Source organism: Pseudomonas arsenicoxydans (assembly GCF_900103875.1).
GTDB lineage: Bacteria > Pseudomonadota > Gammaproteobacteria > Pseudomonadales > Pseudomonadaceae > Aquipseudomonas > Aquipseudomonas arsenicoxydans.
This window is the reverse complement of sequence record NZ_LT629705.1, coordinates 820,516-834,106: the sequence shown is the minus strand read 5'-3', so window position 1 is coordinate 834,106 and position 13,591 is coordinate 820,516. Positions and strand designations below refer to the sequence as shown.

Sequence of the window (13,591 nt, the reverse complement as noted above, 5' to 3'; positions counted from 1 at the left end):
CCGAGTTGTTTCGGCGGATGCGGTCTGAATGTGGGAGCGGGCTTGCCCGCGAAGGCGGTATTTCAGGCGATGATCAATCCGGCCAATACCAAGCCGGCTCATCCAGCATTCGCTGCCCGACAATCCCGGTCTGGCCCAAGGTTTTCTCCAGCACAATGCAATTGCATTCTGGATCTTCCTGCAACGCCGAAATTAACCGTCGGGCATGCGACACGACCCACACCTGGCATTGCTCAGAAACGCGGATAATCAATCGCGCCAACGCCGGCAACAGGTCCGGGTGCAGGCTGGTTTCCGGCTCGTTCAGCACCATCAGCGTCGGTGGCCGAGGCGTCAGCAGTGCCGCCACCAGCAGCAAATACCGCAGCGTTCCGTCTGACAACTCGGCCGCGGACAATGGCCGCAGCAACCCTTCCTGATAAAACTCAATCGCAAACCGCCCGCCCGGCAACGGCGCGATGTTCAATCGTGCACCGGGAAAGGCGTCGCTGATTGCGTTCCACAGTGCTTCGGGGTCGCCAATTTCAATAATGGTCTGTAGCGCTGCCGCCAGATCTCTGCCGTCGTGATGCAGAACCGGCGTTCGGGTGCCCAGTTGCGGTTGACGCACCGGCGCGTCGGCGTCGCTGCGAAAGTGATCGTAGAAGCGCCAGCGGCGGATGAACTCGCGCATCTCCAGAACCTCCGGCGAGGTGCGCAGACTGCCGACCTGATCGAACAGACTGTCGAAAATCGGCGTGTGTTGTGCCTGCACTTCCCAGGTGCGGCTCGCTCGGGTGCGGATCATCGGGCCGTCGCGATCCACCAACAGGCTCGCTGGACGATAGAATGCCCCGGCCCAAAGACATTCACGCTTGATTTGCGGGTCGAGGCTGAAACGTGACGCAATGGGTGAACTGTGTCCGGGTAACATGAAATGGCCATTGGATTCGGGTAAACCCAGGCTGATCGAGTAGCCGAAGTCTTCACCGGCAAACCCCAGTCGCAGGCGTTTGGCACCGTGGCGCACGGTCGCTTCGATCGGCACCTCGCCGTTTCGCATGCGCCGGGTGATGTTTTCCGGCCCGGCCCAGAACGTCGAGTCCAGCCCACCCTCGCGGGCCAAGGCATTGACCACTCCACCCTGGGCGGTTTCCGCCAGCAGGCGCAAGGCGCGATAGAGGTTGGATTTGCCGCTGCCGTTGGGGCCTGTGATCAGGTTCAACCGGCCCAGCGGAATCACCAATTTATTGATCGAGCGGTAATTGGCCACCGCGAGGGTCTTAAGCATGGGAAGCTTCCTGCTGTGTAGTCGGCCAGTTTGCCCTATTGCCAGGAACACCGTGATCCCACAGGGCTTCGCCAACAGTTACAAAGTTTGTGGCGGGATCGCTTTATTTGAAGCCGTCAGATGCGCCCGTGGAACCCTGTTCTAAGCTCACAGTCGTATCGCCATTGGCACGTTCGTACTACGCAAAGGAGTCTGCATGGCTGGTCCCGGATTGAAAACAGTGGTTGGCCTGAGCCTTCTTGTCCTGCTGACCGCGTGCGGCGATAAAAAGCCCGTTGAGAAGGACCGTCCACGGGTCTTCGTCCAAGAGGTAAAACCCGCGGATTACGCCGCGTCAGTGATACTCACCGGTGATGTTCAGGCCAGGGTCCAGACCGAACTGTCGTTCCGCGTGGGCGGCAAGATCGTGCAGCGCATGGTCGATGTCGGTGACCGGGTTTCGGCCAAGCAAGTGTTGGCCAAACTCGATCCCAAGGATCTGCAGACCAACGTCAACTCAGCCCAGGCTCAGGTGGTCGCCGAGCAAGCGCGGGTCACACAGACCTCCGCGGCCTTCGTTCGCCAGCAAAAGCTCCTGCCCAAGGGTTACACCAGCCAAAGCGAATACGACTCCGCGCAAGCGGCATTGCGCAGCAGTCAAAGCGCGCTGACGGCCGCGCAGGCGCAACTGGCCAACGCGCGCGAACAACTCAGCTATACCGCGCTGATTGCCGAAGCGCCGGGCGTGATTACAGCGCGTCAGGCCGAGGTCGGCCAGGTGGTGCAGGCGACGGTGCCGATTTTCAGTCTGGCGCGCGATGGCGAGCGTGACGCGGTGTTCAACGTCTACGAATCACTGCTGACGGAACGACCAGAAGGCGAAACCCTGGCGGTCAGTCTGCTCGACAACCCGGCGATCAAAACCACCGGCACCGTGCGCGAAGTCACCCCGGCCGTCTCGGCGCAGACCGGCACGGTGCAGGTCAAAGTCAGCCTGAGCAGCCTGCCCGAAGGCATGCAACTGGGCTCAGTAGTCAGCGCCACGGCCAAGTTGCCGGGCACGGCGGCGGTTGAACTGCCCTGGTCCGCGCTGACCAAAAATATCAACGAACCGGCCGTCTGGCTGATCGACGGTGAGGGCAAGGCGCAATTGCACACCGTCACGGTCGGACGCTACCTGACCGGTAAAGTGATCATCAGCGCCGGCCTGGACGGTGGCGAGAAAGTCATTATCGCGGGCGGCCAGTTGCTGCACCCCGGCGTGAAAGTTGAGATCGCCGAAAATACTTATAAGGATTTAGCCGTGGAACCCCAGCCATGAAGCGCCTGTTATTGGTCTGCACCGCGGTGCTGCTGGTCGCCTGCTCGAAAAAAGAACCACCGCCGGAGCCCGTGCGTCCGGTGCTGTCGATCAAGGTCGAGGCGCTGGATGAAGAAAATCTTGGCCGCTTCGCCGGCAGCATCCAGGCACGCTATGAAAGCAACGTCGGCTTCCGCGTGCCGGGACGCATCGCCAGCCGTCAGGTCGATGTCGGTACCGAAGTCGACAAGGACGCATTGCTCGCCACGCTGGACCCCACCGATCAGCAGAACCAGCTGCGTTCCGCGCAAGGCAATCTGGCCAGTGTCCAGGCCCAATTCATCAACGCCCAGGCCAATGCCCGCCGGCAGCAAGAGTTGTTTGATCGCGGTGTGGGCGCCCAAGCGCAACTCGACGTCGCACAGACTGACTTGAAGACCACCCAGGCTTCTCTCGATCAGGCGAAGGCTGCGGTCGACCAAGCCAAGGATCAGCTCAACTACGTCGAACTGCACGCCGACCACAAAGCCATCGTCACCGCGTGGAATGCCGAAGCCGGGCAAGTTGTCAGCGCAGGCCAGCAAGTGGTGACCCTGGCGCAACCGGACATCAAGGAAGCCGTGATCGACCTGCCCGATATTCTGGTCGATCAGTTGCCGACGGACGTGGTTTTCCAGGTCGCGGGACAACTGGACCCGAGCATCACCACGACGGCGACCATTCGCGAGATCGAACCCCAGGCCCAAAGCGCGACCCGTACCCGTCGCGCCCGCCTGACCCTGACTGAAACACCACCCGGTTTTCGTCTGGGCACCGCGATCAGCGTGACCCTCAGCTCGGCGATCAAACCGCGAATCGAGCTGCCCTTGAGCGCGCTGCAGGAGGTGGATGGCAAAACCCGCATCTGGATCATCGATGCGCAGGCTCAGACCGTGGCCCCACGTGATGTCAGCCTGATCAGCCGTACTGATTCGACGATGATCCTGGCCGATGGTGTGAAGTCCGGCGAGCGGGTAGTCAGTGCCGGTGTGAACAGCCTGAAGTCCGGGCAAAAAGTCAAAATCGACGAGGTCAGCCCGTAATGAAAGGGAGTTTCAACTTATCCGAATGGGCTCTCAAGCATCAGTCGTTTGTCTGGTATTTGATGTTCGTCGCGCTGTTGATGGGCGTGTTCTCGTACATGAACCTGGGCCGCGAGGAAGACCCGTCCTTCACCATCAAAACCATGGTGATCCAGACCCGTTGGCCTGGCGCGACCCAGGAAGAGACCCTCAAGCAGGTCACTGACCGCATCGAGAAAAAACTCGAGGAGCTCGACTCCCTCGACTACGTGAAAAGCTACACCCGTCCCGGCGAGTCCACAGTGTTCGTCAACCTGCGCGATACCACCAGTGCCAAGGACATCCCGGAGATCTGGTATCAGGTGCGCAAGAAGATCAACGACATTCGCGGCGATTTCCCCAAGGGCCTGCAAGGACCGGGGTTTAACGACGAATTCGGTGATGTATTCGGTTCGGTGTACGCCTTTACCGCAGATGGCTTGTCGATGCGCCAGCTGCGCGATTATGTGGAGCAAGTGCGCGGCGAAATTCGTGAAGTGCCGGGGTTGGGCAAGGTCGAGATGATCGGTGAGCAGGACGAAGTCCTCTACCTGAATTTCTCCACCCGCAAACTGGCGGCGCTAGGCATTGATCAGCGCCAAGTGGTGCAGAGCCTGCAAGCGCAGAACGCGGTGACCCCGGCCGGGGTGATCGAAGCGGGGCCGGAGCGCATTTCGGTGCGCACCTCTGGGCAGTTCGATTCCGAGAAGGACCTGGCCAACGTCAACTTGCGACTCAATGATCGCTTCTACCGTTTGGCCGACATCGCTGACATCAGCCGTGGTTACGTTGACCCGGCGACACCGGAGTTTCGCTTCAACGGCCACCCGGCCATCGGCCTCGCCATTGCGATGAAGAAGGGCGGCAACATCCAGGTGTTCGGCAAGGCATTGCACCAGCGCATGACCGACCTGACCGCGGACTTGCCGGTGGGCGTCGGTGTACACACCGTGTCCGACCAGGCCGAAGTGGTGGAAAAAGCCGTCGGCGGTTTCACCAGTGCGTTGTTCGAAGCGGTAGTGATCGTGCTGATCGTCAGTTTCGTCAGCCTCGGCGTGCGCGCCGGGCTGGTGGTGGCGTGCTCGATCCCGCTGGTGCTGGCGATGGTCTTCGTCTTCATGGAATACAGCGGCATCACCATGCAACGGATTTCCCTCGGTGCGCTGATCATCGCCCTCGGCTTGCTGGTGGACGATGCGATGATCACGGTGGAGATGATGGTCACGCGCCTGGAAATGGGCGAGACCAAGGAGCAGGCGGCGACGTTCGCCTACACCTCGACCGCGTTCCCGATGCTCACCGGCACCCTGGTGACCGTCGCCGGTTTTGTGCCGATTGGCCTCAACGCCAGTTCGGCCGGCGAGTACACCTTCACCTTGTTCGCAGTAATTGCCGTGGCGATGCTGGTGTCGTGGATCGTCGCGGTGCTGTTCGCCCCGGTGATTGGCGTACACATCCTCAGCGCCAATGTGAAACCCCATGACGCCGAGCCCGGACGCATCGGCCGTGCGTTCAATTACGGCATGCTGTGGTCGATGCGCAATCGCTGGTGGGCCATCGGCATCACCGTTGCGCTGTTCCTGGCATCGGTATTTTGCATGCAGTTCGTGCAAAACCAGTTCTTCCCGTCCTCGGACCGCCCGGAAATCCTGGTCGACTTGAACCTGCCGCAAAACGCCTCCATCGGCGAAACCCGCAAGGCTGTGGATAAACTTGAAGCAACGCTCAAGGACGATCCGGATATCGTGCGCTGGAGCACGTACATCGGCGAGGGTGCGATTCGTTTCTACCTGCCGCTCGACCAGCAACTGCAGAACCCGTACTACGCGCAACTGGTCATCGTCAGCAAAGACCTGGAGTCGCGCATCGCCCTCAGCCAGCGCCTGCGTGAACGGTTGCGCAAAGATTTCGTCGGCATCGGCAGCTACGTCCAGGCGCTGGAAATGGGCCCGCCGGTCGGCCGTCCGATCCAATACCGGGTCAGCGGCAAGGACATCGATCAGGTGCGCAAACAGGCGATCGCCCTGGCCACCGTACTGGACAAAAACTCGCACATCGGCGAGATCATTTACGACTGGAACGAGCCGGGCAAAGTCCTGCGTATCGACATCGCCCAAGACAAGGCGCGGCAGTTGGGGCTGTCGTCGGAAGACGTGGCCAACCTGATGAACAGCATCGTCGTGGGGGCGCCGATCACCCAGGTCGATGACGATATCTACCTGATCAACGTCGTGGGCCGAGCTGAAGACGCGGAACGCGGCACGCCGGAAACCCTGCAGAACTTACAGATCGTGACGCCGGGCGGCACTTCCATACCGCTGCTGGCGTTCGCCACCGTGCGCTATGACCTGGAACAGCCGCTGGTCTGGCGCCGCGACCGCAAGCCGACCATCACCGTCAAGGCCGCGATGCGCGACGAGATACAACCGACCGACCTGGTGAAACAGCTCAAGCCGGACATCGACAAATTCGCCGCCAGTTTGCCAGTGGGTTACTCGGTTGCCACCGGCGGTACGGTAGAGGAAAGCGGCAAGGCCCAAGGGCCGATTGCCAAGGTGGTGCCGTTGATGTTGTTCCTGATGGCAACCTTCCTGATGATCCAGTTGCACAGTGTGCAGAAGCTGTTCCTGGTGGCGAGTGTCGCACCGCTCGGGTTGATCGGCGTAGTGCTGGCGCTGATTCCGACGGGCACGCCGATGGGCTTCGTGGCGATCCTGGGGATTCTGGCGCTGATCGGCATCATCATCCGCAACTCGGTGATTCTGGTGACTCAGATCAATGCGTTGGAGAAGGAAGGCCATTTACCGTGGGATGCCGTAGCGAAGGCCACGGAGCATCGTCGTCGACCGATTCTGTTGACCGCGGCGGCGGCGAGCCTGGGGATGATCCCGATTGCCCGGGAAGTGTTCTGGGGACCGATGGCGTACGCGATGATTGGCGGGATCATCATCGCCACCTTGCTGACGTTGCTGTTTTTGCCGGCGCTTTATGTGGCCTGGTACAAAATCCGCGAGCCGAAGAAAGACGCAGCGTCATAAGGGAGAGCGCTTCGCACTCTATCGCGGGCAAGCCCGCTCCCACAGGAGACTGGGTCCGTCTGGACAACTCGGTCAAATGTGGGAGCGGGCTTGCCCGCGATGGCGTCAGACCTGTCTACGCGGGATTACGCCAGACACTAGCCAGCCAAGGCTGTTGCTCTCGCGGCAGCCCCGCCGGCCGGTAGTAATGCTCCAGCTCGACAAATCCGGCTTCGGTCAGCAAATCCTGCCACGCCGCCAGGTCGTGGTACGCCCCGTACCGCGGCCCATTCCAGCCTTCCTGATTTTCCCCGCGTGGATTGGAACTGAACAACACGCCACCGGGTTTCAGCGCCCCGCGTAGCTCCTTCAACACCCGAGGCAATTCCTGGCGCGGGATATGAAACAGCACCGCATTGGCAAAAATCCCGTCGAAGCGCTCAGCCGGCAGATCCAGCTTCAGAAAGTCCTGCTGCCACACCTCGCAACCACTGTCTTCACGCGCCATTTGCGCAAACTTCTCTGAACCATCCAGCCCGACAGCCGTGTGGCCCATGCGCGTGAAGGTTTTCAGATCTCGCCCCGGACCGCAGCCAAAGTCGAGAATGTCGAACGGCGCTTCAGTCTGAATATGCCGCAGCAGGGCATCGATGTTCTGGCTGACATCATGATCGCGAGTCCCTTCGCGAAAACCTTCGGCCACCGAGTTGTAATGGCCCAGAGTGGTGGAGGTGATCTGCTCGAGGTCGGCGGGGGTCTGTTTCATGGTCGGCTGCGCAGGCAATGGGGATTTGCCGAATATACGCCATGAGGCCGGTGGCTGCTGCGCAGCCAATCGTCGGATCGCCACCCGGAGCCGGCTCACTCCCACAGGAGAACGCGTAGACCTGTGGGAGCGAGCCTGCTCGCGATGGCGGTATCACTGGAGACCGATAACTCAGCCCTGCTTCATACCCAGACAATCAATTGAGCGATCAACCATGGCTTTGGCAATCTCCAGCAGATGCCAGACAGAGAACACCATGGCCCGGTCCGCCCCTTTGAGGTGATCGCCACACTGATATGCCGTGACCGAAGCGCAGCGCAGCAGGTCCGCGACGTAGAGTTGGGTGTCTTCAAAGCTCACGTCTTCGCTGACGTTGTAGAACCGCAGCTCATCGGGTGCTGAGGGCTGTTCTCCGGTGAGGTAGAAGTCGATCGCACGATAAAGGGCGGAACGGTCTCTTTGAGGATCGTCGGTGGGATTGCCTTGGGTGGATGTTTCGGGAGGTGGATCGGGGACGGATCTTTTCATCGGTGTTGCTCCTATTGCTGCAGGGGAGCTGGCACCTTCGCCTACTAAGCGGTGGGTGGCAGCTGTGCGCAGGTAGTAGGCCGGTCAATAGGAAAACCGGTGCACCCGAGGGTGCCCCACGCACAGCCACCATTTTCTGCACGCGGCAAGAAACACCGGGCATGAGCATGGAACCGCCATACGCCTATTGTTCCGGGCTACTAGACCCGATCACTGATGAGCAGTGACGGACCGAGACTAGCCACCGAAATTGGCAGGCGCAAGCGAGCGGAATGATCTAGGAAATGTCCTGCAAAGGAAAGGGATCAGGCCTGTAGGCGTACTGATTTTCCTGTGGGAATTGTTCCCCGCTCCTGAAGGCAGACACCCCACTTAGCGCTTGTTCAAACCCCGCGCCAAACGATCCCCGCCCAACTGAATCACCGCCACCAACACCACCAGCAGCACAATTACCGTCAGCATAATCTGGCTATCAAATCGCTGATAACCATACCGGTACGCAATGTCCCCAAGCCCTCCGGCACCAATCGCTCCGGCCATGGCCGACGAGTTGATCATCGTCACCAGGGTTATGGTGAAACCACCGACAATCCCTGGCAGCGCCTCTGGCAACAACACATGCCAGACGATGTGCCAGCGCCGGCAACCCATCGCTTGCGCCGCTTCGATCAAGCCGTGATCGACCTCGCGCAGACTGACTTCGGCAATGCGCGCAAAGAACGGTGTGGCGGCAATGGTCAGTGGCACCACGGCGGCCCAGATGCCATACGTGGTGCCGACGATCAGCCGGGTAAACGGGATCAGCGCCACCATCAAAATCAAAAACGGAATCGAGCGAAACAGGTTCACGAACGCGCCCAACGCACGGTTCAGCCCGGGTGCTTCATAGATCCCGCCCTTGGAACTGGTGACGAGGATCACCGCCAACGGTATGCCCGCCAGCAGCGCAATCAGCGACGACACACCGACCATCAAAAACGTGTCGATGAAGCCTTGCAGCAAGCGATCAAACCACATAACCCAGCACCTCCACTTGTTGCGCCCAATCGCTGGCGCGCTGGCGCAATTGCTCTGCGCCGAGAGGCGACCCGGTCACCGCCAGAAGCAGTTGTCCCAGTGCATGGCCTTGAATACGTTCCACGCCACCTTGCAGCAAGCGCACACGACCGCCGAGCGCGGCAAACAGCGCGGCCAGATCCGGTTCATCGCTCGCGCTTCCGGTGAACTGCAAGCGCAGCACCACGGCAGCGTCCGAGGACTGTGGCTGAGGACGCAAGCGGCTTTGCAGTTCTTCCGGCAAGCCATGTTGCAACGGTGCGAGCAAGGTCTTGCTGACCTCATGTTGCGGGTTGCCGAAGACTTCCCAGACCGGTCCTTGCTCGACGATTCGACCGTGTTCCAGCACCACAACGCGGTCGCAGATATCGCGAATCACGGCCATCTCGTGAGTGATCAACACGATGGTCAAACCCAGGCGCTGATTGATCTCGCGCAGCAGGCCGAGGATCGATTGCGTGGTCTCCGGGTCCAGCGCGGAAGTGGCTTCGTCGCACAACAGAATCGCCGGGTCGTGCACCAACGCGCGGGCGATGCCGACGCGTTGTTTCTGCCCGCCCGACAACTGCGCCGGATAGGCCTTGTGCTTGCCTTGCAGGCCGACCAGTTCCAGCAATTCACGGACCTTTTGCTCGCGTTTTTCCTTGGGCACGCCGGCGACTTTCAGCGGCAACTCGACGTTCTGCCAAACCGTCTTGGCCGACATCAAATTGAAGTGCTGGAAGATCATGCCGATCCGTCGGCGCAGCGCCACCAGACGATCCTCATCGAACTCACTGATGTCTACTTGATCGACCAGCACCCGACCGGTGCTCGGCTGTTCGAGGCGGTTGATGGTGCGGATCAGCGACGACTTGCCGGCACCGCTGCGACCGATAATGCCGAACACTTCACCGCGCTGGATCGCCAGGTCGATGCCGTGCAGCGCGGCCACCGGGCCTTGCTGGCCGTTGTAGGTTTTACCCAGGCCGATAAAGCGCACATGGGCGCGATTGAGGTCCGGGTGCAGTTCGGTCTGTGCAGCTTTATGAGGCTCTGGAATTTCCAGTCGCCGTTGGGTGGCCGCCGTCATCCTCAGCTTTCCCAGCCGGCTTGGTAGAGCTTGCCGTGGGCCTTGTCCAGAGCTGCGCGAACGGCCGGCGAGTGCTGGTAAATATCAACGAACTTGATCAGGCGCGGGTCGTTTTTGCTCTTTGGCTGGATCACGAACTGGATGACGTATTCCTTGTGATCGAGGCCGTCGAACAGCAGGGCAGAGCTGGCATCGAAGGTCTTCGACAGACGAATGTAGGCCGGGTAGCCCTGGACCAGGTCGGCGTCGTCATAGGCGCGCACCAGTTGCACGGCCTCGACTTGAAGGATTTTGATTTTCTTCGGGTTGGCGATGATGTCTTCTTCGGTGGCTTTGTAGCCGACCCCCGGTTTGAGGGTGATCAAGCCAGCCTTGGCCAACAGTTGCAGGCCGCGCCCGCTGTTGATCGGGTCGTTGGCGATGGCGACGCTGGCGCCTTCTGGCAGTTCGTCGAAGCTTTTGTATTTCTTCGAGTAGAGGCCGACGTTGTTGATGATCCCGGGTGCGAACGGCACCAGGTCAAAACCGGCGGCGGCTTTGGCGTTTTCCAGGAACGGGACGTGCTGGAAGTAGTTCACGTCGATGTCGCCGGCCGCGAGGCTGACGTTGGGGGCGATCCAGTCGCTGAATTCCACCAGGTCAACTTGCAGGCCTTGTTTCTTGGCTTCTTCGACGGCGGCTTCCAGCGGGATGGCGAAAGCGGCGGTGGTGCCGACTTTCAGCGCCGCGTCGGCGGCGAAGGTGACGGAACTGAAGAGGCCGAGGGCCAGGGCCAGTGCTTTGACTGGGTGAGAGAGGCAGGTCTTTTTCATGATGGATTTTCCAGTCAGTGCATTAAATGTGTGGTGATTGGCCGGGCCTCATCGCGGGCAAGCCCGCTCCCACAGTGGGTTTTTGGTGTTCACACAATCCCTGTGGGAGCGGGCTTGCCCGCGATGCTTTTAGCGGCGGTAAGCCGCGCCTGTGTGTTGCTCAGGCAAATGCGCTTCCCCGTGAAACAGTTTTTCCCGCAGGCTGCCCGCGTCATAAGCCGTCTTGTACGACCCACGACGCTGCAACTCCGGAATGACCAGTTCAATGAAATCCACATAGCTTTCCGGCGTGACAATCCGTGTCAGGTTGAAGCCATCGAGCCCGGTTTCAGCGATCCACGATTCCAGTTCGTCAGCCACTTGCTCAGGCGAACCGACCACCGTGATGTAGCGGCCACCGAGGGCGTGTTGCTCGAGCAATTTGCGGCGGGTCCAGTCGTTGTTTTGCAGGTTCTTGGTGGCTGACTGGATCGCGTTGCTCTTCACGTACTGGATCGGTTCGTCGATCTCGTACTCGGAAAAATCGATGCCGGTCGACGCCGAGAAATGCGCGACGCCGGCCTCGGCACTGGCGTAGCTCAGGTACTCGGCGTGCTTGGCCCAGGCCTGTTCTTCGGTAGCGCCGACAATCACGTTCAGACCCATGAACACCTTGATGTCCTCGGGATTGCGCCCGGCCTCGACGGCGCTGGCGCGAACCTTGTCCACCTGAACCTTGGTCGATGGTTTGTTCTGGCCGCTGATAAACACGCATTCGGCATGACGCCCGGCGAACAACAAACCGCGATCCGAACTGCCGGCCTGGAACAGCACCGGCGTGCGTTGCGGCGATGGTTCGCAGAGGTGATATCCCTCGACCTGATAGAACTCGCCCTTGTGCTCGACCTTGTGCACTTTCTCGGGTTGGGCGTAGATCCGTTGCTGCGGGTCATTGAGCACCGCGCCGTTTTCCCAGCTGCCTTCCCAGAGTTTGTAGAGCACCTCCAGGTATTCATCGGCCTGGTCGTAACGTCGGTCGTGCTCGACTTGTTCACTCAGGCCCATGGCCTTGGCGGCGCTGTCGAGGTAGCCGGTGACGATGTTCCAGCCGACCCGACCACGGCTCAAATGATCGAGCGTCGACATGCGCCGGGCGAACAGATACGGCGGCTCGTAAGTCAGGTTGGCAGTGAGGCCGAAACCAAGGTTTCTGGTGACCGCAGCCATCGCGGAAACCAGCAGCAGTGGATCGTTGACTGGCAACTGGATTGACTCTTTGAGCGGCACATCCACCGAGTTCTGGTAGACGTCGTACACGCCGACGATGTCGGCGATAAACAAACCGTCGAACAGCCCGCGCTCCAGCAGCTGTGCCAGTTCGGTCCAGTATTCAATCGTCTTGTAGTGAGTGGAGGTGTCCCGTGGATGCGTCCACAGGCCATGGTTGATGTGCCCGATGCAGTTCATGTTGAACGCGTTGAGCAGGATCTTCTTTTTCGCGGCGGCCATCAGATGGTCCCTCGCAACGGAGGGTTTTCATCGTTGAGGTAGTAATTGCCGACGGCGTGATACTTCCAGCGCACCGGATCGTGCAGCGTGTGCACCCGTGCGTTGCGCCAGTGGCGATCCAGGCCGTGTTCGACCAGCGTCGCCTGGCTGCCGGCCAGTTCAAACAGTGTGCTGCCGGCGGCGAGGGAGATTTCGGTGCTCAGGGCACGGGCTTCGGCGACAGCAATCGAGGCGGCGGCGACAGTCTCGGCGTTGGTCTCGGCCTGGGCCTTGTCGAGGAATTCGCCGGAGCGTTCAAGCAAGGCTTCAGCGGCGTGCAGGCGAATGCTCAAGTGGCCGAAGCTCTTGAGGGTCAGCGGATCGTCGGTGGCTTTTTCGTGTGTGGCGTCGATCCAGGGCCGGGTTTTGGTGCGTACAAAATGCAGCGCATCTTCGTAAGCGGCACGAGCGATGCCGGTGTCGATGGCGGCGTGAAGAATTTGCGCCAACGGGCCGACCGGGGTCGGGCGCTCGAAGGCGGTTTGAAAAGGGATCACGTCTTCGGCGGCGACGTAGACGTCTTCGAACACCACCGAACCACTGCCGGTGGTGCGCTGGCCAAAGCCGCTCCAATCGTCGATGACCGTCAGGCCTTTGCTGTTATGGGGGACGAACGCCAGTTGCTGCACGCCGTTTTCATCCACCACCGAGGTCGGAATGCGTTGCGCGTAAATCGCGCCTGTGGCGTAGAACTTGCGGCCGTTGATGCGATAACCGTCGCCGTCGCGCGTCAGGCTAGTGACGCGGTCATGGGCGGTTTTGGTGCCTAGTTCCGCCAAGGCATTGCCGAAGCGTTGCCCGGCGAGCACTTCAGCGTACAAACGTTTTTTCTGCTCTTCGCTGCCGTTCACTCGCAGTACTTCGAGGGCGTAGAAATGGTTCTGCGGGATTTGTCCAAGCGAGCCGTCTGCCTGGGCGATCAGCGCAATCACCTTGGCCAGGGTGACGTTGGAAACGCCAGCGCCGCCGTATTCTTTTGGCACGCTGATGCCCCAGAGACCCGAACGGGAAAACACCTCCAGTTCCGGGTGCGGCAACCGGCGTTCGCGGTCGCGCAGGGCGCTGTCGCGTTTGAAATCGTCTGCCAGGTCACTGGCGACGATCAGGGCTTGCTCATCGCTGGTTACGACCGCGACGTGGTGAGAAAGAGTCATGTGTTTCTCC

11 protein-coding genes are annotated in these 13,591 nt (G+C 60.5%); 3 read left to right on the top strand and 8 right to left on the bottom strand.

The window, feature by feature from the left end; translation table 11 throughout:
• Positions 1–73 precede the first annotated feature (73 nt).
• Positions 74–1,270 carry an AAA family ATPase gene (locus BLQ41_RS03730; RefSeq protein WP_090177049.1) on the bottom strand — a complete coding sequence of 399 codons (1,197 nt, stop codon included), beginning with the start codon at positions 1,268–1,270 and terminating at the stop codon, positions 74–76.
• Positions 1,271–1,466: 196 nt separating this feature from the next.
• Between BLQ41_RS03730 and BLQ41_RS03725 the strand changes: the two genes are divergently transcribed.
• From BLQ41_RS03725 to BLQ41_RS03715, 3 genes are read left to right on the top strand one after another with little or no spacing between them, the layout of a single operon-like run.
• On the top strand, positions 1,467–2,570 hold the full coding sequence (locus BLQ41_RS03725) for an efflux RND transporter periplasmic adaptor subunit (protein ID WP_090177046.1): 1,104 nt from the start codon (positions 1,467–1,469) through the stop codon (positions 2,568–2,570).
• Positions 2,567–3,631, top strand: a complete 1,065-nt coding sequence (locus BLQ41_RS03720) for an efflux RND transporter periplasmic adaptor subunit (RefSeq protein ID WP_090177044.1) — start codon at positions 2,567–2,569, stop codon at positions 3,629–3,631. The genes BLQ41_RS03725 and BLQ41_RS03720 overlap by 4 nt, the downstream gene beginning before the upstream one ends.
• A complete protein-coding gene (locus tag BLQ41_RS03715) occupies positions 3,631–6,687 on the top strand; it encodes an efflux RND transporter permease subunit (RefSeq protein WP_090177041.1) in 3,057 nt (1,018 codons plus the stop codon). Before BLQ41_RS03720 ends, BLQ41_RS03715 begins: the two co-directional genes overlap by 1 nt.
• Before the next feature lie 115 nt (positions 6,688–6,802).
• On the opposite strand, the gene BLQ41_RS03710 is transcribed toward BLQ41_RS03715, so the two are convergent.
• The 7 genes from BLQ41_RS03710 to BLQ41_RS03680 all read right to left on the bottom strand — a co-directional run bounded on the left by BLQ41_RS03710 (position 6,803) and on the right by BLQ41_RS03680 (position 13,581).
• Positions 6,803–7,432, bottom strand: a complete 630-nt coding sequence (locus tag BLQ41_RS03710; RefSeq protein WP_090177038.1) for a class I SAM-dependent methyltransferase — start codon at positions 7,430–7,432, stop codon at positions 6,803–6,805.
• 171 nt (positions 7,433–7,603) lie between these two features.
• A complete protein-coding gene (locus tag BLQ41_RS03705; protein ID WP_090177036.1) occupies positions 7,604–7,960 on the bottom strand; it encodes a DUF6124 family protein in 357 nt (118 codons plus the stop codon).
• 372 nt (positions 7,961–8,332) lie between these two features.
• Positions 8,333–8,977, bottom strand: a complete 645-nt coding sequence (locus tag BLQ41_RS03700) for a methionine ABC transporter permease (RefSeq protein WP_090177033.1) — start codon at positions 8,975–8,977, stop codon at positions 8,333–8,335.
• Entirely contained in the window at positions 8,967–10,088 is a 1,122-nt protein-coding gene (locus BLQ41_RS03695) for a methionine ABC transporter ATP-binding protein (protein ID WP_090177030.1), read from the bottom strand. Before BLQ41_RS03695 ends, BLQ41_RS03700 begins: the two co-directional genes overlap by 11 nt.
• Before the next feature lie 2 nt (positions 10,089–10,090).
• Positions 10,091–10,900 carry a MetQ/NlpA family ABC transporter substrate-binding protein gene (locus tag BLQ41_RS03690; protein ID WP_090177027.1) on the bottom strand — a complete coding sequence of 270 codons (810 nt, stop codon included), beginning with the start codon at positions 10,898–10,900 and terminating at the stop codon, positions 10,091–10,093.
• A 129-nt stretch (positions 10,901–11,029) separates the two neighbouring features.
• A complete protein-coding gene (locus BLQ41_RS03685; RefSeq protein ID WP_090177024.1) occupies positions 11,030–12,388 on the bottom strand; it encodes an LLM class flavin-dependent oxidoreductase in 1,359 nt (452 codons plus the stop codon).
• Complete coding sequence (locus BLQ41_RS03680) at positions 12,388–13,581, bottom strand: SfnB family sulfur acquisition oxidoreductase (RefSeq protein ID WP_090177020.1); 1,194 nt, start codon at positions 13,579–13,581, stop codon at positions 12,388–12,390. Before BLQ41_RS03680 ends, BLQ41_RS03685 begins: the two co-directional genes overlap by 1 nt.
• Positions 13,582–13,591: the final 10 nt, after the last annotated feature.

What these genes read in the sequence shown, in the direction of transcription:
- BLQ41_RS03730 (WP_090177049.1), bottom strand. Translation starts at nt 1,270, where the DNA reads ATGCTTAAGACCCTCGCGGTGGCCAATTACCGCTCGATCAATAAATTG.
- BLQ41_RS03725 (WP_090177046.1), top strand. Translation starts at nt 1,467, where the DNA reads ATGGCTGGTCCCGGATTGAAAACAGTGGTTGGCCTGAGCCTTCTTGTC.
- BLQ41_RS03720 (WP_090177044.1), top strand. Translation starts at nt 2,567, where the DNA reads ATGAAGCGCCTGTTATTGGTCTGCACCGCGGTGCTGCTGGTCGCCTGC.
- BLQ41_RS03715 (WP_090177041.1), top strand. Translation starts at nt 3,631, where the DNA reads ATGAAAGGGAGTTTCAACTTATCCGAATGGGCTCTCAAGCATCAGTCG.
- BLQ41_RS03710 (WP_090177038.1), bottom strand. Translation starts at nt 7,432, where the DNA reads ATGAAACAGACCCCCGCCGACCTCGAGCAGATCACCTCCACCACTCTG.
- BLQ41_RS03705 (WP_090177036.1), bottom strand. Translation starts at nt 7,960, where the DNA reads ATGAAAAGATCCGTCCCCGATCCACCTCCCGAAACATCCACCCAAGGC.
- BLQ41_RS03700 (WP_090177033.1), bottom strand. Translation starts at nt 8,977, where the DNA reads ATGTGGTTTGATCGCTTGCTGCAAGGCTTCATCGACACGTTTTTGATG.
- BLQ41_RS03695 (WP_090177030.1), bottom strand. Translation starts at nt 10,088, where the DNA reads ATGACGGCGGCCACCCAACGGCGACTGGAAATTCCAGAGCCTCATAAA.
- BLQ41_RS03690 (WP_090177027.1), bottom strand. Translation starts at nt 10,900, where the DNA reads ATGAAAAAGACCTGCCTCTCTCACCCAGTCAAAGCACTGGCCCTGGCC.
- BLQ41_RS03685 (WP_090177024.1), bottom strand. Translation starts at nt 12,388, where the DNA reads ATGGCCGCCGCGAAAAAGAAGATCCTGCTCAACGCGTTCAACATGAAC.
- BLQ41_RS03680 (WP_090177020.1), bottom strand. Translation starts at nt 13,581, where the DNA reads ATGACTCTTTCTCACCACGTCGCGGTCGTAACCAGCGATGAGCAAGCC.